This window comes from Pseudomonas sp. PDM09 (genome assembly GCF_014852305.1).
Classification (GTDB): Bacteria; Pseudomonadota; Gammaproteobacteria; order Pseudomonadales; family Pseudomonadaceae; genus Aquipseudomonas.
Genome location: NZ_JACVBI010000004.1, coordinates 425,960 through 446,528 on the forward strand (window position 1 = coordinate 425,960; position 20,569 = coordinate 446,528).

Sequence of the window (20,569 nt, forward strand, 5' to 3'; positions counted from 1 at the left end):
ATGCTAAAAACACCACAGCAATCACTGCTCAAACAGATACGCCCGCTCAACCCTGCACACCCGCGTATGACACGCCGAATACCAGGTCGACCGCCCACGCTCGCGAATCGCACTGTGCTCGGGATGATGTTTCCAGGCCAGGATCGCCGCTTCGCTATCCCAGTAGGACACTGTTATTCCAAGCCCATCCGCACCTCGGGCCGATTCCACGCCAAGGAAGCCGGGTTGCTCCCGGGCCAGTTGCACCATGCGTTCGGCGGCCTGTTCGTAACCGTGATCGTCGTCGGTGCGCAGTGAGGTGAAAATCACCGCGTAGTAAGGCGCTGCAGGCGTTTGGGCGCTCATGATTGTGGCCTCGCACAGGCCTCGATCAACGCCCGGACCAACGGCGGCAGAACACCCTTAAGCGCGGCGCGTTCCGGTTGGAACAGCGTTGCGACAAAGAACGGGTGATCTTTTAGCTCCACCGCCCGCAGCCCTCCCGTCGAATCGTGGCCCACCGCGTGCAACTGTTGTTTCAGCAGCTCCCGTTCAAACTCGGGATTCACGCCATAACGGCAGCGATATCCCTCGCGAATTTCAGCGTTTTCGTACGCCTTGGCGATCAACGAGCCTTCAACCAAATGAATGCTGTCGACGGCTTCCACCAGCGAACAGGTCAGCGGCGTGAGTAATGCCCGCGTCGCATCGGGCGATGTCTCGCCGTGTTCGGCATCGTTCCAGCCCAGAACGTTGCGGGCGAATTCGAGCACCGCGTGCTGAAAACCGCCGCAAGTGCCGAGGAAAGGTCGCTGTTGCTCGCGGGCAAAACGGATCGCCCGTAACGCGCCGTCCATGTCGCGATAAGGGCTGGCGGGCACGCACCAGAAACCATCGAAGTCATTCAGTGGCGTAGCGGCGTTGACGGTATCAGTGGCCAACCATTGAAACTGAATGCCTTGACCTGAGTGTTCGGCGGCCATGCCGAGGGCGACGGGAATGGCTTGGTGGGCGGTGACCTGTGGGTCGTATTCGCCGATCAGGGCGATGCGGATGGCGCTGGTTTCCATGAGTGATCTCGACGCTTGTTGATTCCAGTTGCCCACTATAGATTGGCGTTCACGCAATCAATATTGGCGTTATCCCAAGTGATCAATGCATCGACGCACTATCGACTGGAGTACCCGGACCTGTCCCTGATCCTCGCCCTGGTGCGCGGCGGCTCTCTGGCCCGGGCGTCGGCGCTGTTGAAGGTCGACGTGTCGACGGTGTTTCGCGCCGTCCGCCGACTGGAAGCCGCGTTGGGTCAGCAACTGTTCGAAAAGAGCCGCGCCGGTTACCTGCCGACCACGCTGGCGCAGACCCTGGCCGAGCAGGCTGAACGCGCCGAACAAGCGCTGGAGGCGGCGCGCATTGGCGTGGAGCAGGGCGGTGAAATCATCAGCGGCACTGTGCGCCTGACGTGCACCGATTCAGTCCTGCAAAGTTTGTTGTTGCCGGCGCTGGCGCGGTTCATGCCGTCCTATCCGGCGCTGACCATTGAACTCTGCACCTCCAACGACTTCGCCAACCTCAGCCGTCGCGACGCCGACATCGCCTTGCGGTTGACCCGCACACCGCCCGAACATTTGGTGGGGCGGCGGTTGGCGGATATTTCCTACCGGGTCTGTGCCAGCGCGGCCTATCTGCAATCAGTCGACTCCCACGACCTGGCTGCATTGACCTGGATCGCCCCGGACGACTTCCTGCCCGATCACCCCACCGTCGCATGGCGGCGTCAGCAGTTGCCTGGCGTGACGCCTGGTTATCGCTGTAACAGCATGTTGTCAGTGACAGAGTTAGTGCGGGCCGGGCTGGGTGTCGCGGCGTTGCCGGACTTTTTGATCGGTGATGGACTGCAACCGTTGACCGAGCCCTTGCACGGTTACGACACGGCACTGTGGTTGCTCACACGCCCGGACTGCCGCGCATTGCGCTCGGTGGTGACGTTGTTCGATGAATTGGGGCGCGCGCTGAAGTTTCCTTGAGTCGGATCACGCCTTCGGTGGCTCTTTGCCTACGAAGTGTTGATGCATTTCCGACGTCAGGCTTTCGATACGCTCGGTCAGGGTTTTGGTGATTTCGGTAAGCCGGGTGTTTTGCTCCAGCAGTTCCAACAGTTGCGCGGTGTGTCGCGCGGCTTGGGCCTGACGTTCACTGTTGGCGACGGCCAAGGCTTCACGATGTCGCGCATCGGCGTCTGAGTGGGCTTTGTCCCGCGCCGCCTGGCGCGTCTGGGCCAGCAGAATCAGCGGCGCGGCATAGGCCGCTTGCAGGCTGAACGCCAGGTTAAGCAGGATGAACGGGTACACATCGAAATCGGTCACGCCGGACAAGTTCAGGCAAATCCAGACCACCACAATCAGGGTCTGGGCGCCGAGAAAAGTCGGCGTGCCGAAGAATCGTGCAAAGGCCTCGGCGCGCAGGGCAAAACGGTCGGTACCAAAAGTAGGTGCCAGATGAGCGTGAGGGCGATGGAAGCGCAGGTGATCGACGGGGCCGGTTTTTTCGGTTTCGGTTTCGCGGGTCGGGGTGCTCATGGTGCTCTCTGCATGGCGCTGGGACTGAGGCTCACTATAGCTCCAGCGCCAGTTTCATTCTGAAACACATTTCGGTGTTTCTACTCAGAGCGACCTGTCAGCGATAACGCGGCGGACATTGTCATTTTTTGCAACCCGATTCAGAGCTGATAACAGGCCAGAAACATGTCCAGGGCCGACTCCACAACGGTGTGCTGCATCTCGGGCGACAAGCCTGGCTGGCCCATGGAGATCTGCGGCCAGAACGCAAAGGACTTGAGCAATCCCTGGACCTGTTGTGCGGCGAATTCGGGTGCGACCGGTTTCAATCGGCCATCGGCCTGAGCGGCGCGAATCCATACAGTCACGCCTTCTTCGCGCTCGCCCATTCGGGTGACCATGTTCTGCGCGCGCTCGGGAGAATGGATGGTGGCGGCGATCGCCACTCGTGCCAGATCGAGAAAATTGTCATCGGCCAGCATCTGCAATTTCGCCTGCAACATAAGACGCAACTGGTCGCGCAGGGGCAGGTCAGGGCGATAGGCGGTTTCCTGTTCGGCCGTTACCCGCGCCCACAATTGATTGAGGATTTCGGCGAACAACTCTTCCTTGCTCGGGAAGTGGTTGTACACGGTGCGCTTCGACACGCCAGCGGTGGCGGCGATCTTGTCCATGCTGGTGATGTCGAAACCGTTGGCACGGAATTCGGCAATCGCCGCCTGAATAATGGCTTCGCGTTTACGATCGGTGAGGCGTTGTGGAGCTGTCATAAATACGCTTAGGCAGGAAAAGTGGAGAACTACACTTGGCAGTTTACTTGCGAACGGCTTTGATGCAACCTTGAAACTACACTGTGCAGTGTAATATTTTGTTAATCCTGCCCAGTAAAAAATAGAATCTGCGGCTGATGCGTGCGTGCTTTGGCCATCTATCGTCCCCAAGGGGGGAAATCGCGAATCTGCGGTTTTCCTGGAGTCATTCAGTCATGGCCACTTTAACTTCTCCAGCGGATAACGCCGCAACGCCTGAAGCTTCACGACAGGCGCAAGGGCAATATCGAAATCATGTACCGGTGAAGCGCCAAGGCTTTCGCAAAACCTTGCGCATTCTGTGGGACTTTATCTTCCACAAACCGCGCGACACCCGTCCGTCTGCTCCCGTCCCGGTGCAAACCCTGACCCAGGCAGCGTTGATCGCTGCGCCCAACCACAGCGTCTATCGCCTTGGTCATTCCACTGTACTGCTGAAACTGCGAGATAAATTCTGGATCACCGACCCGGTCTTCGCCGAGCGCGCATCGCCAGTGCAATGGGCCGGCCCGAAGCGTTTCCATCAGCCACCGATCAGCCTCGAAGACCTGCCGTCGATTGAAGCGGTGATCCTGTCTCACGACCACTATGACCACCTCGACTATCAGGCCGTGCTCAAACTGGCGGACAAGACCCAATACTTCCTTACCCCGCTGGGTGTGGGCGACACCCTGATCAAATGGGGCATCGATGCCAGCAAAGTGCGCCAACTGGATTGGTGGCAGAGCACCGAGGTCGATGGCCTTCAATTCGTCGCCACCCCTTCGCAGCACTTTTCCGGCCGTGGTCTGTTCGACGGTAACCGCAGCCTTTGGGCATCGTGGGTGATGATCGACGGTGACACGCGGCTCTTCTTCAGTGGCGACAGCGGCTACTTCGACGGCTTCAAACGCATTGGCGAACAGTACGGCCCGTTCGACCTCACGCTCATGGAAACCGGCGCCTACAACGTCGAGTGGCCGCATGTTCACATGCAGCCCGAGCAAACCCTGCAAGCGCACATCGACCTTAAAGGGCGCTGGTTGCTGCCGATCCACAACGGCACCTTCGACCTGTCGATGCACGCCTGGTACGAACCCTTCGATCGTATTCTGGCGTTGGCCTGGGAGCGGAGCGTGTCGATCACCACGCCGCAGATGGGCGAAGCGTTCAACGTGATGTATCCGCAACGGGGCAGTGCGTGGTGGTTTGAGGTGGAAGGTGAAAGCGATCAGGCGGCGCCTCAGAACGCTTGATGTTGTGCTGCCGGGCCGCTTGCCGTGGGAGCGGCCGGTAAGTGATGCCGACTGCAATCTGTAGCAGCTGGCGAAGCCTGCGTTCGGCTGCGCAGCAGTCGTAAAATCAGAGATTGCGGTATGTCAGGCAGACCGCGTCAGCCGGATTCACGACTGCTGCGCAGCCGAACGCAGGCTTCGCCAGCTGCTACAAAGAGGATGTGTTCGTCCCCATCTATCTGCGTTCGCCCAAATTTGGATATTCCGAGATTTTTGCCACGGTCAAATCGCGAAATTTTCCACTCAGTAATTCGTCCAGTTCTTCCTGCGACAGTCCGAGCCTTTGCGCGGCCTCAGTCTTGCTCAGCCGACCGTTTTGGAGGAGCAGGCCAATCTTCATGACGTATTCGGCTTTGGCCCGCATCTCACCCGCCTCGGGGTAGCCCGGCGCCTCATGAACGCAGCGGTTGCTTCCATCGATTTCATTCATTTGCTGACACCTCACTCAACCATTGCATAATCCGCCCGCCCCACCGGATCCGGTGTCGACCCTCTCACATTCATCCCTCTGCCCGGTGCAAATCCCGGGAAGAACACCAGGCCTTGCGACTCAAACCGATACGCCAACGCCAGCCGGGTGACATCGAGCACCTCGCGTTCTGCCTCGAAGCGCTGAATGGCGTCAACGGAAACCCCGGATTCCTCGGACAGCTCTTCAACACTCCAGCCCAGCATCGCTCGGGCCTGGGCACAGTGGGCGGGGGTGAACTGGAAGAGGGCGATACGTTCCAGGGTGATTTTCATCGCAAGAGTGGCCATGGTGTTCTCCGGGCTCGAGAGTGCTGATTCAAAATGTACTGTGTTTTTGTACAGTTGTTTTGATCCCGGATCAAACTCATTTTTTTGATCGATTCTGTTTTTCGCTCCGACAGGCGCTTGGGAGCGACTACGCTGTTTCTATGCGGGCACCTGAAAGCTCAAGGCTTTCAACGCCCGTGAGCAGCAATGATTGAACGTCAGCTTTCTGATCTTCAATACAGGGAAGGTGGCGTTTATGACGCAGTGCGCCACAGCGTTATGCAGGGAAGGGAATCATGAAAAGACTACGTCTGTTATGTGCCCTGATCGGTTTTACAAGCTTGCCCGTCGCGGCTGATATGGCATCGTTGAGCAAAGAGGCCTTTGTCGGCAACCTGATAAATCAAATGACCCTGGAGGAAAAAATCGGCCAACTGCGGCTGATCGCTATTGATGAAAAGATGACGCCCGAAAAAATACGCGAAGAGATCGCCGCCGGGCGAATCGGGGGTACGTATAACTCTGTGAGCCGTTACGTAAACCGACCCATGCAGGACGCGTCTCAACAAAGCCGCCTGAAAATCCCGATGTTTTTCGGCTGGGACGTGATACACGGCCATCGAACCATTTTTCCCATTGGCCTGGCGTTAGCCTCCAGCTGGGACATTGGCGCTATTGAGCTAAGTGGTCGGATAGCGGCAAAAGAAGCCAGCGCGGACGGTATCGACATGACCTTCGCCCCGATGATAGATATCGCCCGGGATCCTCGCTGGGGACGCACCTCCGAAGGCTTTGGTGAAGACACCTACCTCGTTTCGCGCATTGCCAAAGCGATGGTTCAGGCCTACCAGGGCGCAAGCCCGAATGCACCCGACAGCATCATGGCCAGCGCCAAACATTTTGCGTTGTATGGGGCTGTCGAGGGTGGGCGCGACTACAACAGCGTCGACATGGGCCTGGCCAGGATGTACCAGGATTACCTGCCACCTTATCGTTCGGCGATTGACGGGGGTGCGGGGGCGATGATGGTGGCGCTTAACTCGATAAATGGCGTGCCAGCCGCTTCCAATGCATGGTTGATGCAAGACCTGCTGCGCAAGGCATGGGGCTTCAAGGGTCTGGTCATCAGCGACCATAACGGGATAAACGATCTGGTTCAGCATGGCGTGGCGAAGAATCACCGAGAAGCGGCCAGGCTCGCGATCAAGGCCGGCGTTGATATGAGCATGAACGACTTCTCCTATGGTCCGGAGCTATCGGGGCTGCTTGAGTCGGGCGCTATTTCCCAGAGCAATATTGATAACGCGGTGCGGGAAGTGCTGGGGGCCAAGTACGACATGGGGCTGTTCGAAGACCCTTACCGGCGCATCGGCATTGCCAGTGAAGACCCCGCTGACAACAATGCCGAATACCGTCTGCACAGAGCCCAGGCCCGTGAGGTGGCACGCAAGACATTGGTGCTGCTGAAGAACGAAAACGGCCTCTTGCCGCTGAAAAAAGAGGGCGTGATCGCACTCATAGGCCCATTGGCAAAAAGTACCGTCGATATCATGGGCAGTTGGTCCGCAAGCGGCGTGCCCGCGCAATCGGTGACGATCTACGACGGCCTGAAAAACGCAATGACCCAGGGTTCGCTGATCTATGCCCGAGGAGCCAATCTCGAGGAGGATCAGGAGGTCGTTAAATACCTGGAATACCAGGGAGTGTCCGAAATCGCGAACGACCCTCGCCCGGCAGCAGAAATGATTGATGAAGCGGTGAAGGCTGCACAGCAAGCCGATGTTGTGATTGCGGTAGTGGGCGAGCCCCGCAGCATGTCTCATGAAGCGGCCAGTCGAACCAGTCTCGACCTGCCTGGGCGCCAGAGTGAATTGATCACCGCCCTGAAAGCCACCGGCAAGCCGTTGGTACTGGTGTTGATGAACGGCCGGCCACTGTCCATCGGCAAGGAGCAGAAACAGGCCGATGCGATTCTGGAAACCTGGTACAGCGGCTCGGAAGGAGGCAACGCCGTGGCTGATGTGCTATTCGGCGACTACAACCCGTCTGGCAAATTACCCATCACCTTTCCACGCTCCGTGGGCCAGATCCCCAATTACTACAGCCACTTGAATACCGGTCGCCCCTACATAGCGGGTGCGCTTCGCAACTACACGTCGCAATATTTCGATCAATCCCACGGTCCGCTTTATCCCTTCGGCTATGGGCTGAGCTATACCGACTTCAGCCTGACCGACATGGCCTTATCGTCGACCACGCTGAGCAAGACCGACAACCTCGTCGCCAGCGTCATGGTGAAGAACACCGGCCAGCGCGACGGCGAAACGGTGGTTCAGCTGTACATCCGCGATGTCGTGGGATCCGTTAGCCGTCCGGTCAAAGAACTGAAGAACTTTCAAAAAATCATGCTCAAGGCCGGAGAAGAGAAAGCGGTCCATTTCAGCATTAACGAGAACGACTTGAAGTTCTTCAACACCCAATTGGAATACGCCGCCGAGCCGGGTGAGTTCCGGGTGCAAATCGGTCTGGATTCCCAGGATGTGAAGGAGCAGAGTTTTGAGTTGTTGTCAGAACAAGGCAGTGGCTAAGGCCGGTAAGTTAAGGCTGAACACCACAATCCCTTGTGGGAGCGAGCCTGCTCGCGATGATGGCGGTACATTCAGCATCAATGTCGGCTGACCCGCCGCTATCGCGAGCAGGCTCGCTCCCCCATGGATTGCGCTTTACTGACTGTAGCGGCCTCGCTATTTCGCCCCCTCCAACCAAACGGACGGTGCCTGCCCCAGCACGCGGCGAAACATCGTCGAGAACGCCGCCGGGCTGTCATAGCCAAAATCCAGGGCAATCCGCGTCACCGGCGTGCCCACCGCCAGCCGCGCCAAAGCCAGCACTACACAGGCCCGCTGCCGCCATTGGCTGAAACTCAGCCCGGTCTGTAGGCGGAACAGACGATTAAAAGTACGCAAACTGATATGCAACTGATCAGCCCAGTGTTGCGGCGATTGGTGAGCGTCCGGTTGCTGGAGAAACATCTGACACAACCCAAGCAGCCGCGCATCCAGGGGCAGCGGAATGTGCAACGGCAAGTGAGCGCTACGGGCCAGTTCGTGCAATAGCAAGTCGATCAGCGCACCATCGCGCCCAGCCTCGTCGTACTCCAGCGCAACCTCCACCGCCTCCATCAGCAAATGCCGCATCAACGGCGAAACACTGATCACCTGACAGCGATTACCCAAATCAACCGCCCCCGGTTCGATGTACAAGCTGCGAGTGCTCACCCCCAACATCAACACCTCATGCGCCACCCCCGGCGGAATCCACACCGCCCGCTGCGGCGGCACCACCCAATTGCCGTCGTGCGTACTCACCTGCATCACCCCGGTGGCGCCGTACAACAACTGCGCCCGCCGGTGGGTATGGCGCGGCAACAGCTGCCCATCACGGTAATCCGTGCCGAGGGCCACCACCGAGCGTGGCGTGTCATCCAGCAGATCAATCGAAACATTGCGCATCGAGTGGTACCCAGCGATTGGCGTAAACGCAAATATTATTGGCTGACTTGCTGAAGCAGGCCAAGCCCTAATACCAGTAAGTTAAGAGCACTCCATGTGGGAGCGGGCTTGCTCGCGAAGACGGCGGCACAGCCAACATTAATGTCGCCTGACACACCGCTTTCGCGAGCAAGCCCGCTCCCACAATGGAGTGCTCTTACTTAACTTACCGGCGATAGGCCAAACCCCATCGCTCTATCGTCGATCACTCTCAACCAACGGACGATGCGCGATGTTCTTCTACCTCTTGCTGGCACTCTTCGGCTGCATGACCGGCGTCACCGCCGTGCTGTTCGGCTTCGGCGGCGGCTTCGTCGTCGTGCCCTTGCTGTACCGCATGCTCACGGCCAGCCATGGCGCCGACGATCCCATCAGTCAATCGGCGATGCACATCGCCGTGGCCACCTCGACCTGCGTAATGATCGTCAACGCCCTGATCGCCACCGCAAAACATCACCGCGCCGGTAATCTCATTCGCCATTACCTGTGGCCGTTGGGCGGGTTCATCGGTTTGGGCGCGATCATCGGCGCCGTTGCAGCGATGTGGGCGAGTGGCGAGTTGATTCGTTTTGCCTTCATCGCCTACCTCGGCGTGACGATTCTGGACTGCCTGTTCCGACGCGGATTTCTCACACAGTCCGACGCTGTAATCCCACGGCGATTGGGCAGGGCAGAAGTGTCGGGCGGCGGTGTAGGCATCGGCACCATCGCCACCTTTCTCGGCGTGGGCGGCAGCGTCATGACCGTGCCGTTGTTGCGGCGTTGTGGGCTGAGCATGTCCCAGTCGACGTCCATGGCCAATCCGTTGAGTCTGCCGGTTGCGCTGGCTGGAACACTGACTTACATGGCGATGGCGGGGTTTGCCGGGTTTGATTTGGGGCGGTGGTTTGTCGGTTATGTGGATGTGCTGGCGTTTACGGTGTTGACGGCTGGATCGCTGGTGGGGATTCGCCTGGCGACGCCGTGGATCGGGCGGATACCGGATCGGGTGCATGCTCGTGTTTATATTGGTTTGCTGGTGGTGGTGATGCTCAGCATGGCGATGAAGTGAGACGTGCAATGAGGCTCGATTCCCTCCTGCAACCTCGCCATAATCCGTCCTCGTTCAACCTGCGCCGCCTTCAATCTGCCCGGCGCTGCTTCCGACTCATTCAGGGATCGATCAATGCTCAAAGGATTGTTACGCCTGGCGCCAGTCGCCACGCTGTTACTCATGCTGTGTTCCACTGCTCATGCCGAGGATGGGAGACTAGTGTTCACCGGCACCCTGGGCAAGATGCCGATCGTGCTGGAACTGAATACTTCTAACGCTGAAAACATAAGTGGTCGCTATTTCTATCAGAAATACCGCAAGGACCTGGTGCTCAGCGGCATCAAGAATGGAGAGATGCTGGTACTCGATGAGGGTGAACAGCGCTATGGAGAGAAAACCCCAAGGCCTCAAATTCATCTGAATATCGAGCCCAATAGATTTTGGGGGGATTGGAGCAACGACGAAGGAAAAACTCTGAAGATAGAATTGGTGGAAGCCAAACTGCCGGTAATGCCTGCCGGTACTCTGCCTTACCTCGCCAAACTCCATGAAACTGAGCCGTACGAATATCTGCGCCTTCAAGGTATGAAGCTCAAACAAGGAAAGACAGAAACGTTCAATGGCTACTCACTGCAATGGTGGAGCGAACCGCAAACAAAGACGACGCTGTTTGAAGTCGTTTCGGGCTACACCGCCGAAGAGCGTCAGCGGATCAATCAACAGTTGATGGGGCGCTTGTGGCTGGAAGTAGTGGGTTATTACGGATGTCTCGCCGGCGGTGGCGTGAATTTCTATCACCAAACGATCAAACCGTTGTTGATGACGCCTTCGGTCATCAGCGTGAACATCGGTACTGAGTACAGCTGTGGCGGCGCTTACCCGGATCAGAACGATGTGCCGCTCAACCTGGATGCCAAGACCGGCAAGCCTTTAGTACTTGAAGATATTCTTTGGGTGGGAGAGGGGAAACCACTGCATTACGAAGAACTCTACGGTGAAAGCGATCAGTCACCTGACACGTTCACCGCGTTTTCTGCGTACCGCTCCAACGAATTCGCGCCATGGTTGGTGGCCCAGCTCAGTAAGCTTTATCCCGATCAAATGACCAGTGATGAGGAATGTGCCTACAGTGATGTAGATCCGTGGCGTTTCCTGTCTTGGCATTTCGCCGAAAACGGCATCAAGCTAGAGCCATCATTTCCTCATGTAGCCGCTTCGTGTGGGTATGTTGAATGGAGCGTCCTGCCCTACAACCTCATCAAACAACACCCCGGCGGCGTAGCGCTGCAACTGCCCTGAGGCGAATTTACTTCTCCGCCAACCCCGGCGCTTCACGAATGATGAAGTGATCCAGGTTCTAACGGACTGGCTGAGCTACCCTCGTATTCAGTTGGGGTTTGCCATTGAGGGCAGTTTCTCCGACTACCACGAGTCGAAGGAAATATGGTTTTGGAAGGTCATATGAAAATTGTTAAAGGGGCCTTGTTCGTCATCCTCATGGTTGCCTTGGCCGTTGGGGCATTTAATTTGTTATTCGTGGCAGTGTCTGATTACTTTGGGCCGTTCTACGAAAGTGAAGCGGACCAACGTCGGAACTTTGCAATTTGGCTTTTGGGTAATGCGGGGGGTGGGATGCTTTCGATTGTTATGGGGGTTGTTTTGTATCGGCGTTATCTGCGCAGAGCACGTGTTTGAACGACACGATGGCCGCCGTCCCGACGCAATATCAGCCACAGCAATAACGCGGTGACGCCGATTACTTACCCGCCAACCCCGGCGCCTCACGAATAATGAAGTGATCCAGGTTCTCAATATTGGCACTGAACACCCCGAACGTCTGTTCGGGGTTTTTCTTGCTCGGCACTTGCTTCAACTCCGGCGTCACCCCATAAAAGAAGCAATACAACTCGGCGTCACTGTCGACCGCGTGCTTGATCTCCTCCAGAAACGCTTTGCGCTTGCGGTAGTTGTCGATCAGCTTCTTGCTCAAATAAACGTTCACCGAATAAGGCTTCTTCTTCGCCTCATCCGGTTGCTTGAACCAGACCTTCTGCTCGAAATCGATGCGAAAGCTCTGGGTGTAATCCTTGATCTCCTTGATCTTGCCCCAGTAAATCAGCCCCTTGTTGTCCTGCAGATACTCAATCTTCTTGAAGAACGACCCATAAGGCGCCGAGTGCTCGCCAATCTTCAGCGGCATGCGCTTGAGCAGCTCCTTGTCCTCGAAGTTCGACACAAAACACTCCACCGGATGGGCGAAGACGCTAGTCTTGTCCGGCGCCGACTCCCGGCTCGGATGCTCGACGTTACTGGCCGCTGAAGCTGTTTTTGGGTCATCCCGCATGACATCCGCCGCCACCGCCGGGCTCGCAGGCTTACGCACATACTCACGCCGAGTCAGCAACAACTCCGACGGGAAATGCTCCTCCCGACCGTCATCCGATTCCGCACCGTCCGCCTCCAGGCCCGACGCCGGTGTCTTCAGACTGACATAAGGACAACCCTCAACATGCCGCGTGCTGGGAATGTTCTTGAAGTGCGGCGTGCGCACGTAATTCACGTTCTTGGCGTTGAACGTCCCCAGCACGTTGGTCGCATCGAACGCCGAACGGCAGGCATCGTTGGGGCACTGGAAGTGTTCCTTGGCGGAATCGAACTCCATGGTTTCGTCGAAATTCAAATCGCGCACGTCATAGATCGACAGCTTGTCGTCGAGGCTGAGGCAGTAGGCGAGGTCGAATTTCATGGTGGGCTCGGGTCCGTGAGTGGGGAAGGGTATTAATAGCGGGAGGGGGGCGGGTTGCACTGACTGTTTTCAATACAATGCAAAACCTGGAGCCCAGCACCGGTTCTGTATATGGGAGCAATCCAACCGATTGCAGCATTTCTCCTAACCTCATAGATGCCTCCACATGATCCATGTGCTTTGACATCGCCGCTCGATAATCGAGCTACTGAATAAGTTGAGGTTAATCCCGTTCGTGGCCCCAACGTCAGACAGGCTGGGGGATTCGAAAATAGCTTCCTATAGAGGTTGCAACACGGCTTGTAAGATAGTACTTAAGGCTCTGTAGGAGTAGTCCTCATCCGGGGATACAGTAGCCTCAAAATCGAGCAAAAAAGCCAACACTGTAAGATTTTGGGAACCTTCCGATAAGAAAGTCACGTTTTTTGCTATGCGAAAACTGACGATACAGCCATGGAGTGCTTCCGATGAAAGGTATTGAGGCTGGCGCTAGCTCGATGGTAGAAATTTTTGAAAAAGAGGCTTGTTACCGTTCGCCTCTCTTCCAACGGCAGTACGTTTGGGGTAAGACACAGATTAGTGAACTTTGGGATGACATCACCCAAATCGTGGAAGGAGTCGAGTCGTCCAGATTTCTCGGAGCAGTTGTTTTCGACATAAAAAGTGCTGGCAGGGCCTTCAACGCTGACGACATTCAAATCATCGACGGACAGCAGCGTTTATCCACGATTTATTTTTTTATTATTCAGTTTGGTTTGCTCGCTGATAAACACGGCCTCAATGATGTTGCCAAAGATTTATTCGAGAAATATGTACTTATACAGAAGACGAAACAACGCGGCGAGCCGAAAATACTCCCAACCCTTCTCGATTTACGGCAGCTAAATAACGTCCTTCGCGAAATACCTGATAAATATTCAGCAAAAGCCCTGTTTGATCATGGGGATAAAAATGGTCGTGTAAAAGATGCCAATCTCGAAATTTCAAAGCTGATTGAGAAATCTTGCTTAGATGAAAGCGGTGGTTTCAGTAACGAACTTTTTGAAAGGCATTTAATTGTTTTGCTTGAGAGGCTTCAAGTTGTAACTATTTATCTTGGTGATGACCAGGATCCACATCAAGTTTTTGATAGTCTGAACGCCAAGGGAATAAAATTAGAAAGCAAGGATTTGATTAGAAACTTGGTTTTTCAGAAAACACTTGAAAACCCAGAAGCTACCGAAATGGTTTATCGCTCCTATTGGCTGCCTCTTGAGGAGTCCATGGGCGATCACTTTGAGACCTACTTTTTTCCATTTTCACTTTCCGACACTCCATCAACAACAAAATCAAAAATGCTCACAACCCTTAAGGCGAGATGGAAGGATTGGAGTGCGCAAGAAATAATTAAAGATATCAAGCGACATAGGGATATATATCTATGTTTTGTAGGGGGCGAAGAACACCTTAATGAGGTGCAACAACGACACGAGTTGTCCGCCCGTACGATGGATGCAATTGCTTGTTTGAAGGGCATAAAAATGCCGACTTCTGTGCTTCCATTTATTTTTAGACTTTTCAGCTTGATGACGGCAGAAAGCTTAAAGCAAGATATCTTTGCGACTTATTTAGAGCTGATTGAATCCTTTTTAGTGCGTCGGGCTATTTGTGGCTACGAGCCTACAGGTCTGCACGCTTTGTTTAAGGATGTTTTTAATAAAATTGGCGACAAAGGGGGGCATGATAATCCCGCTACGTTTTTAGAGATAATCGCGGAAAACAAGACCATTGTCTTCCCTGATAATGATATGTTTTTTGAAGCAATATGCAACAAGCCGCTTTACTCTCGAAAAATAAGCAAATATGTAATAATTGAGTATGAAAATGGATTTGACGGCGATCCAATTTCGCATTCCCAACCAATGACTATTGATCATGTTATGCCGCAGAATTCAAATAACTGGGAAGTTGATGAGGATGAGCACGGGCGCTTTTCAGATACATGGGGGAATTTAGTTCCGCTTAGTAGTCCGTCCAACTCGAAAAAAAGCAATAGAAGCTGGGATGATACTCAAATTATTTACCGCGACGAGACGATATATCGAACGCCGAAGACTATTGCAAATCTGAAAGAATGGAATATTGAAATGATAAAAAAACGCAGCGCAGATATTGCGACCTGGGCTTGTAAGCGCTGGAGTGCCTCCGTTTGATAAAGTGTGGCAGGCTTTAAGCTGGGGCCTTAAGGGTACAGGTCCATATCCCCCTCTAAGATAGGATGCTCCGGCATAGAACAATATCAAAGCCTGAGATCTTAGGGGGGGCGGGCTTTTAGGGCTCCGAAGATGATTGCCCAATCAACAACTGCTCGATCATGTGATTAGTGCGAGCAATAAGCGCCAATTACTCACGCTTCAGTCGCTTCACCTTTGTATATAGCGATAAGGTGAACTCAACTTGGTCGCTCGATAGATGACAGCGCCGATGGCAGTTTGGGCAAAGTGCGACAGTGTTAGTGATGCAATCCGAACCTTTCTGCGCCAAATGCTTAACGTGATGAACCTCAAGAAACGGCAGACCATCGGCTTCAAACGGCGCTTTCTGGTCACAGCCTTCGCAAATTCCCTTTGCTAAATCAGCAACCCAGGCCCTTACCTTTGGGTCGCGGACATAAGACGTTGTGATAGTGCTGACTTGTTGCGGGTTTGGGTTGCCGGGGGGCTCAACCTTAAGTCCCTGTTTTTGCAGCTTGGACGCTCGCCTTATCAAAGTCTTATGGTTCGCAGTCGGAGCGGATTCGCCCATACCAGGCACCACTTTATGGGCTAACACCTTACGAATTCGCTCGTTGATCCCTGCGCCAATGTTCTTGGCAGGCCTATAGCCAATAATCCGCGGTAGATCCAATTGCTCTAGTACGGCAGAGATATTTTGCATGCGGTATTCAACCGAAGAGGCGCTACGTTTACTTAACGGGCCTTCACGCAAAAGCTGATTCTCAACTGACTTCTTAACCGTCTGGCCGCTTTGTTCAAGGCCCAGCATCTTTAGATAAGCATCGACCGAAGCCTCAAGTTCCTGATCGCTCCAGCCGCTTTTTTCCTTTGGGGTGTCCATACAATCACCGAGGGTTGAAAACCCTCGGACGATACTGAGTGGCCATTACACCTGTCTACGAAAATTCCTACAGAAAAGACCGATGTATCGCTCAAGCGATCCTACAAATATACCGACGCTCTAACCCACTGAATGCTTCGAAGACTGAAATATCGCCACAGCTTTCCGCCACCAAGGCTTAACCACCGGCACTCGCCGTCGCGTTCGATTGAGCAACAGACAAGGCATATCCCGTAGCCGAATCCAGCCTTCATCCTGCCAATGCAACAGACTCAAGGACATTTCCGGCCAATCTAACAAACTCAACATCGGCCGATCCGCGTTTTTCGACTGCTTAGCATCGCGCAAGGCCGGCACCACCTGATGAGTCAACCACTCACGCAACAATCGATTCCCCGGCGCATAGTGATACACCAACAACGCATACACACCGGATTCGCTGAGCATCAAGCGCTTCTCTGGTTGACCGTGGTAGTCAATCAACAACGTATGCCTTTGATCTTCGTCCAGTTTGCTGACTACACGATCATTCAGATGGAAGCCCATCAAGCGGCCCAAATCTCGGGCGCAGAACCATGGCTGGTTTTCCAGGAGGAGGGCGTGTAGGTGGAGGTTTTGGCGGATGAAAACTGTGGGAATGTAAGGATCAGACATGATCGGCCTCCTGGAACGGAAGCAAATTTTCTGCGGTGCAGATGTAGGTCATTTCCTTCAACAGGAAGGGAAAACGCTTAGGCATATCCATTACCTCTACTTGATAGCTTTCTTAGGGCTAAGGCGCCGGGAGTTAAGAAACCCCAAGTAGAAGGCCGGACATATTCCCCTTACGGGTCTTGTATTAGCCCACTCCCGACATAGCAGAGGTTTTTTCACACCCACGAGAAATCCGTAGGCACAAAAAAGCCGCATCTTTCGGGAGCGGTCGCGCCGCTACTTGAGGCGTTTCTTAGGCGCCGGAACGAAGAGATTAGGGGGTTACGAGCATATGGTCAAGATTGATTGCACAATACAGTATGTAACCTATACGAATAGGTAACAATGCGGCATCTGGTTGCTCTCTCCGTAACTTATTGAGGCTAATTGCTAAAATCTAGGGAGCTTGGAGTTTCGTAAAGTCTCATCGACTGTTCCCCAGCTGTACGTGCCTTGCAAAAGAGAATGATTCTGCTCTTTGGCAACCTCTAATGCTAGGTCGTTAACTTCCGCTAGTAAAAGCTCTAGGCCTTTGAATTTTGAATCGGAGTCAAATATTAATCTTGTGTCGTCAGGCGTGCGAAGTGATTGTGCGTGAGATCTATTGTTGTGTAGGAACGTTAGGTGTCTCTTGGTTTCAACCAATATTGCTAGTTCGTTTGTGAAACCGGAAATGAGAGCAGAAGCATCCGCGTGCCATAAGGTTGCCGCGATGTCAAAGCTAGGTAGATTGATATTCGTGCCTTCTTTGACGGCATCGGCTTTAATGTGTTTGCAAAGCCGAATAGATTTCTTCAATCCGCCAAGAGTCATGATGTCTTTGTTGGTGATTTTGTCAATGTGTTTGAATGGTTTGTTAAAGACGCTAGTTGGTATGTTTTTGTCCAGTATATAGATTGCTCTATCTACTTCTTTGTTTGTGGTTTGATAGTCTTCTGTGTTGTGCCAATGTGAGGGGACTACGTCAACAGGCCTTCTTAATGAGCCCCCCGTAAGCGTTATGGCTTTGCCTCCTGTGGTATCAACATCCACTGCGGGAAACTGTTTTACTAGTATTAGCTCTGATTGGTTTCTAAGCAGTTGCAGAGCTGAGAGCGGCGTGTAGGAAATTGGACTGTTATATAGGCCTAGTCTACTGGTTTGACCTGTTCGGTCATATGTGAAGAAAGCCTCATCCAGAACTAAAAGGTCTACGTCGCTGATCCCTCTTATGTGAATGTTGCATGGAACGGAACCTTGTAGTCTGAAGTTTACTGAGAATCCAAGTTCAGTGAGTCCGGTATTGAGTTGTTTTCCGACACGCTCGGCCTCTCCGATACTGATTTTTGTATACTGCTCATCAACTTCTTGCATCGAGCCGATTGCGTAACGTGTATAGGGCTTACCTGTTGTTCTCTTTTCGTAATTTTCTAAGCTTAGGCTGTTGGCAATAATTTGAGCGCTGTCAAATGCGCTTGCTTTATTAAGTCTATCTGTTCCGCTTCTCCGGGAACGTAAGCCACTAAGACGATTTTCTATATTTCTTGCCATTTATTTGATCCTCTCGAGCGTCATCGTTCCAAAGGTATATCTGCCGTGGCCGTTAAAATATTCGCCTTCCGCAGTTTTTAAATTATGATCAAATAGCAGTTCGGCGCAACCGCGATGGCTTACTAAATTTTTTTCTTTTTGGTAGGGATCATTTTTGTAGTTGTACAGTAACCTAAATCCATCAGCGTCATCATTCACTAGGGCAGCAGCAATGCTGTTGGATCCAGATTGCTTTGTCTTAAGGCGAATCCTGAGGCGATCCCAGCTTTGAATTATAGTGATTTCACCAGTCCAAGTATCAGAAAGAGATTTGTCAGGGTTTATAGATTGCCCTTCACATTTCCATTTTCCGCTTAGGTTGGGTACACGAAGAAGTTTTGAAATTATTGATAGCTTCCAAACGTACTTTTCAAATAGCCAGTAGATTGCCGCATATATAACTCCTGCACTCAGTGGCCACAAAATTAGGTTTGGTATGTTGTGAGCCCAACCTAGAGTTTTAGCAATATCTACTGCTGCAAGGAATAAAGTTATAATTAGCGATGAGGCACCGGCCGCAACGATGCTTAGTGTGTGACCTATCTTTGCACGGTTGGGTCCACCTAATACTGAGTATTCATGGTCTTGAGGCATCGTGAATATTCCCTATAAATAATGCAGAGTGCCCAGGGCTTGCCCCTGTGGATGGCTCGCGATATCCCAACATCCTTGTCGGGCAATCTTTATTTTCGGTTGAGAGGTTAATCCCAGCTCAACGCCCCACCAGTCTGATACTCAATAACCCGAGTCTCAAAGAAATTCTTCTCTTTCTTCAAGTCCATAATCTCGCTCATCCAAGGGAACGGGTTCGTAGTCCCTGGATACTCTTCCTTCAAACCAATCTGGCTCAACCGACGGTTAGCAATAAACTTGAGGTAATCCTCCATCATCGCCGCATTCATGCCCAACACCCCACGAGGCATGGTATCCCGTGCGTATTCAATCTCCAGCTGAGTCCCCTGCAGAATCATCTGGCTCGCTTCTTCCTTCATTTCAGCATCCCACAAGTGCGGGTTTTCGATTTTGATCTGGTTGATCACGTCGATGCCGAAGTTCAGGTGCATGGATTCGTCGCGCAGGATGTACTGGAACTGCTCGGCGACGCCGGTCATTTTGTTGCGGCGGCCCATGGAGAGGATCTGGGTGAAGCCGCAGTAGAAGAAGATGCCTTCCAGAACGCAGTAGTAGGCGATCAGGTTGCGCAGCAGCTCTTTGTCGGTTTCGACGGTGCCGGTTTCGAACTTCGGATCGGAGATCGAGCGGGTGTATTTCAGGCCCCAGGTGGCTTTTTTCGCGACCGATGGGATCTCGTGGTACATGTTGAAGATCTCGCCTTCATCCATGGCCAACGATTCGATGCAGTACTGGTAGGCGTGGGTGTGGATCGCCTCTTCGAAGGCCTGGCGCAGGATGTACTGGCGGCATTCCGGGTTGGTGATCAGGCGGTATACGGCCAGGACCAGATTGTTGGCAACCAGGGAGTCGGCGGTGGAGAAGAAGCCGAGGTTGCGCATCACGATGCGGCGCTCGTCGTCGGTCAGGCCTTCCGGGTTTTTCCAGAGGGCGATGTCGGCGGTCATGTTGACTTCTTGCGGCATCCAGTGGTTTGCGCAGCCGTCCAGGTACTTCTGCCATGCCCAGTCGTATTTGAACGGGACGAGCTGGTTGAGGTCGGCGCGGCAGTTGATCATGCGCTTTTCATCGACAGCTACACGGGCGGAGGCGCCTTCCAGTTCGGCGAGGCCTTCGGCGACGTCGAGGGAATCCAGGGCAGCCTTCGCGCGGGCGATCGCGGCGGAGTCCGTCGCGGTCACGGCGCGGGCCTCTTGAGCGGCGGCACCACCGGCGCTGTCGAGGCGGTCCATGTTGGCTTCAGAAGCGTGGCCGGCATTGGCGCCTTTTACAGCGACTTCGCCGTCATCTTCTTTGTCGAATTCGTCCCAGCTCAGCATGACGTGTCGTCTCCTGCGTGAGGGCCAGATTGCCCGTGTGAAAACTGATAGGTTGGTTTTTCACACAGCCGTTTCTGGCCGCGTTGGATCTAAAGGAAATCGTTTTTTGCAGCAGTACAACGCAGGCAATAAACAGAATTTTGTACGGGTGTTCCGAAGCCGCTGATGGGCGCAGAAAATGTGAACCGCTCTGCGTGGGCTTCAGACTGGCTTTTCACCCCTGTAAGGGAATATTGCAGGCCCGTTTAAGTGCGCATTATAAGGAAATTTTCGGCCCCGTGGTGCGGCGAAATGGCACTCGGAGCGGTCGGCGAGGGGCGTTTTCAGGTTGGAGCGAGGGTTTACAGGGCTTTGGCGGAGGAAGTTTTTTTTTCGTCTGTTTTGGCTGGTTTTTGACGGTGGGAGCAAGGTGTTCGCGTGGTTATGGTCTGCTGTTGTGTTGCAAGCCAGGTGGGGCGCGGCTTTCGGGGGAGGGGAGTCGCTTTTTGGAGTGCAGTTTTTGGCTGAAAATGTTCTTGAAATGGATTGCTCAAAAAACAACCAGAAACGGCATTTTTTACTACATGTAGTG

General features: G+C 53.8%; 20 protein-coding genes. 7 read left to right on the forward strand and 13 right to left on the reverse strand.

The window, feature by feature from the left end; translation table 11 throughout:
- Positions 1 to 21: 21 nt before the first annotated feature.
- The gene (locus IB250_RS13320) at positions 22 to 345 is read right to left on the reverse strand and encodes an antibiotic biosynthesis monooxygenase family protein (protein WP_192344408.1); all 324 of its coding nucleotides are present in this window, start codon (positions 343 to 345) and stop codon (positions 22 to 24) included.
- The gene (locus IB250_RS13325) at positions 342 to 1,049 is read right to left on the reverse strand and encodes a CTP synthase (protein WP_192344409.1); all 708 of its coding nucleotides are present in this window, start codon (positions 1,047 to 1,049) and stop codon (positions 342 to 344) included. The genes IB250_RS13320 and IB250_RS13325 overlap by 4 nt, the downstream gene beginning before the upstream one ends.
- Before the next feature lie 15 nt (positions 1,050 to 1,064).
- Here IB250_RS13325 and IB250_RS13330 point away from each other — a divergent pair, with 15 nt between their 5' ends.
- Positions 1,065 to 2,006 (forward strand): LysR family transcriptional regulator, encoded by a 942-nt coding sequence (locus tag IB250_RS13330; RefSeq protein ID WP_192344410.1) that lies wholly within the window; start codon positions 1,065 to 1,067, stop codon positions 2,004 to 2,006.
- 6 nt (positions 2,007 to 2,012) lie between these two features.
- Here IB250_RS13330 and IB250_RS13335 read toward each other — a convergent pair whose 3' ends face one another.
- Complete coding sequence (locus IB250_RS13335) at positions 2,013 to 2,558, reverse strand: DUF1003 domain-containing protein (RefSeq protein ID WP_192344411.1); 546 nt, start codon at positions 2,556 to 2,558, stop codon at positions 2,013 to 2,015.
- A gap of 140 nt (positions 2,559 to 2,698) precedes the next feature.
- A complete protein-coding gene (locus IB250_RS13340; protein WP_192344412.1) occupies positions 2,699 to 3,307 on the reverse strand; it encodes a TetR/AcrR family transcriptional regulator in 609 nt (202 codons plus the stop codon).
- A gap of 215 nt (positions 3,308 to 3,522) precedes the next feature.
- Between IB250_RS13340 and IB250_RS13345 the strand changes: the two genes are divergently transcribed.
- Positions 3,523 to 4,581: an MBL fold metallo-hydrolase gene (locus tag IB250_RS13345; RefSeq protein ID WP_123495771.1), complete on the forward strand. Its 1,059-nt coding sequence runs from the start codon at positions 3,523 to 3,525 to the stop codon at positions 4,579 to 4,581.
- 214 nt (positions 4,582 to 4,795) lie between these two features.
- Here IB250_RS13345 and IB250_RS13350 read toward each other — a convergent pair whose 3' ends face one another.
- Entirely contained in the window at positions 4,796 to 5,050 is a 255-nt protein-coding gene (locus IB250_RS13350) for an XRE family transcriptional regulator (RefSeq protein ID WP_192344413.1), read from the reverse strand.
- A gap of 11 nt (positions 5,051 to 5,061) precedes the next feature.
- Positions 5,062 to 5,379, reverse strand: a complete 318-nt coding sequence (locus IB250_RS13355) for a helix-turn-helix domain-containing protein (RefSeq protein ID WP_123495775.1) — start codon at positions 5,377 to 5,379, stop codon at positions 5,062 to 5,064.
- Between the two features lie 338 nt (positions 5,380 to 5,717).
- On the opposite strand from IB250_RS13355, the gene bglX reads away from it, so the two are divergent.
- On the forward strand, positions 5,718 to 7,946 hold the full coding sequence (bglX, locus tag IB250_RS13360) for a beta-glucosidase BglX (protein WP_412548340.1): 2,229 nt from the start codon (positions 5,718 to 5,720) through the stop codon (positions 7,944 to 7,946).
- Between the two features lie 156 nt (positions 7,947 to 8,102).
- Here bglX and IB250_RS13365 read toward each other — a convergent pair whose 3' ends face one another.
- Positions 8,103 to 8,870, reverse strand: a complete 768-nt coding sequence (locus IB250_RS13365) for an AraC family transcriptional regulator (protein WP_192344415.1) — start codon at positions 8,868 to 8,870, stop codon at positions 8,103 to 8,105.
- A gap of 271 nt (positions 8,871 to 9,141) precedes the next feature.
- Between IB250_RS13365 and IB250_RS13370 the strand changes: the two genes are divergently transcribed.
- From IB250_RS13370 to IB250_RS13380, 3 genes are all read left to right on the forward strand, one after another.
- The gene (locus IB250_RS13370) at positions 9,142 to 9,960 is read left to right on the forward strand and encodes a sulfite exporter TauE/SafE family protein (RefSeq protein WP_192344416.1); all 819 of its coding nucleotides are present in this window, start codon (positions 9,142 to 9,144) and stop codon (positions 9,958 to 9,960) included.
- Positions 9,961 to 10,074: 114 nt separating this feature from the next.
- On the forward strand, positions 10,075 to 11,241 hold the full coding sequence (locus IB250_RS13375; RefSeq protein ID WP_192344417.1) for a hypothetical protein: 1,167 nt from the start codon (positions 10,075 to 10,077) through the stop codon (positions 11,239 to 11,241).
- A 162-nt stretch (positions 11,242 to 11,403) separates the two neighbouring features.
- Positions 11,404 to 11,637, forward strand: a complete 234-nt coding sequence (locus tag IB250_RS13380) for a hypothetical protein (RefSeq protein ID WP_185022097.1) — start codon at positions 11,404 to 11,406, stop codon at positions 11,635 to 11,637.
- A 61-nt stretch (positions 11,638 to 11,698) separates the two neighbouring features.
- On the opposite strand, the gene IB250_RS13385 is transcribed toward IB250_RS13380, so the two are convergent.
- Positions 11,699 to 12,688, reverse strand: coding sequence for a hypothetical protein (locus IB250_RS13385; RefSeq protein WP_192344418.1), 990 nt, complete (start codon positions 12,686 to 12,688; stop codon positions 11,699 to 11,701).
- A 467-nt stretch (positions 12,689 to 13,155) separates the two neighbouring features.
- Here IB250_RS13385 and IB250_RS13390 point away from each other — a divergent pair, with 467 nt between their 5' ends.
- Positions 13,156 to 14,880, forward strand: a complete 1,725-nt coding sequence (locus IB250_RS13390; protein WP_192344419.1) for a DUF262 domain-containing protein — start codon at positions 13,156 to 13,158, stop codon at positions 14,878 to 14,880.
- A 190-nt stretch (positions 14,881 to 15,070) separates the two neighbouring features.
- Here the strand turns inward: IB250_RS13390 and IB250_RS13395 are convergent, their stop codons facing one another.
- From IB250_RS13395 to IB250_RS13415, 5 genes are all read right to left on the reverse strand, one after another.
- Positions 15,071 to 15,784 (reverse strand): HNH endonuclease signature motif containing protein, encoded by a 714-nt coding sequence (locus tag IB250_RS13395; protein ID WP_192344420.1) that lies wholly within the window; start codon positions 15,782 to 15,784, stop codon positions 15,071 to 15,073.
- A gap of 120 nt (positions 15,785 to 15,904) precedes the next feature.
- Positions 15,905 to 16,438: a Bro-N domain-containing protein gene (locus tag IB250_RS13400; RefSeq protein ID WP_192344421.1), complete on the reverse strand. Its 534-nt coding sequence runs from the start codon at positions 16,436 to 16,438 to the stop codon at positions 15,905 to 15,907.
- 429 nt (positions 16,439 to 16,867) lie between these two features.
- The gene (locus IB250_RS13405; RefSeq protein WP_192344422.1) at positions 16,868 to 18,007 is read right to left on the reverse strand and encodes a hypothetical protein; all 1,140 of its coding nucleotides are present in this window, start codon (positions 18,005 to 18,007) and stop codon (positions 16,868 to 16,870) included.
- Positions 18,008 to 18,640, reverse strand: coding sequence for a hypothetical protein (locus tag IB250_RS13410; RefSeq protein WP_192344423.1), 633 nt, complete (start codon positions 18,638 to 18,640; stop codon positions 18,008 to 18,010).
- Between the two features lie 107 nt (positions 18,641 to 18,747).
- A complete protein-coding gene (locus IB250_RS13415; RefSeq protein WP_007934889.1) occupies positions 18,748 to 19,998 on the reverse strand; it encodes a ribonucleotide-diphosphate reductase subunit beta in 1,251 nt (416 codons plus the stop codon).
- Positions 19,999 to 20,569: the final 571 nt, after the last annotated feature.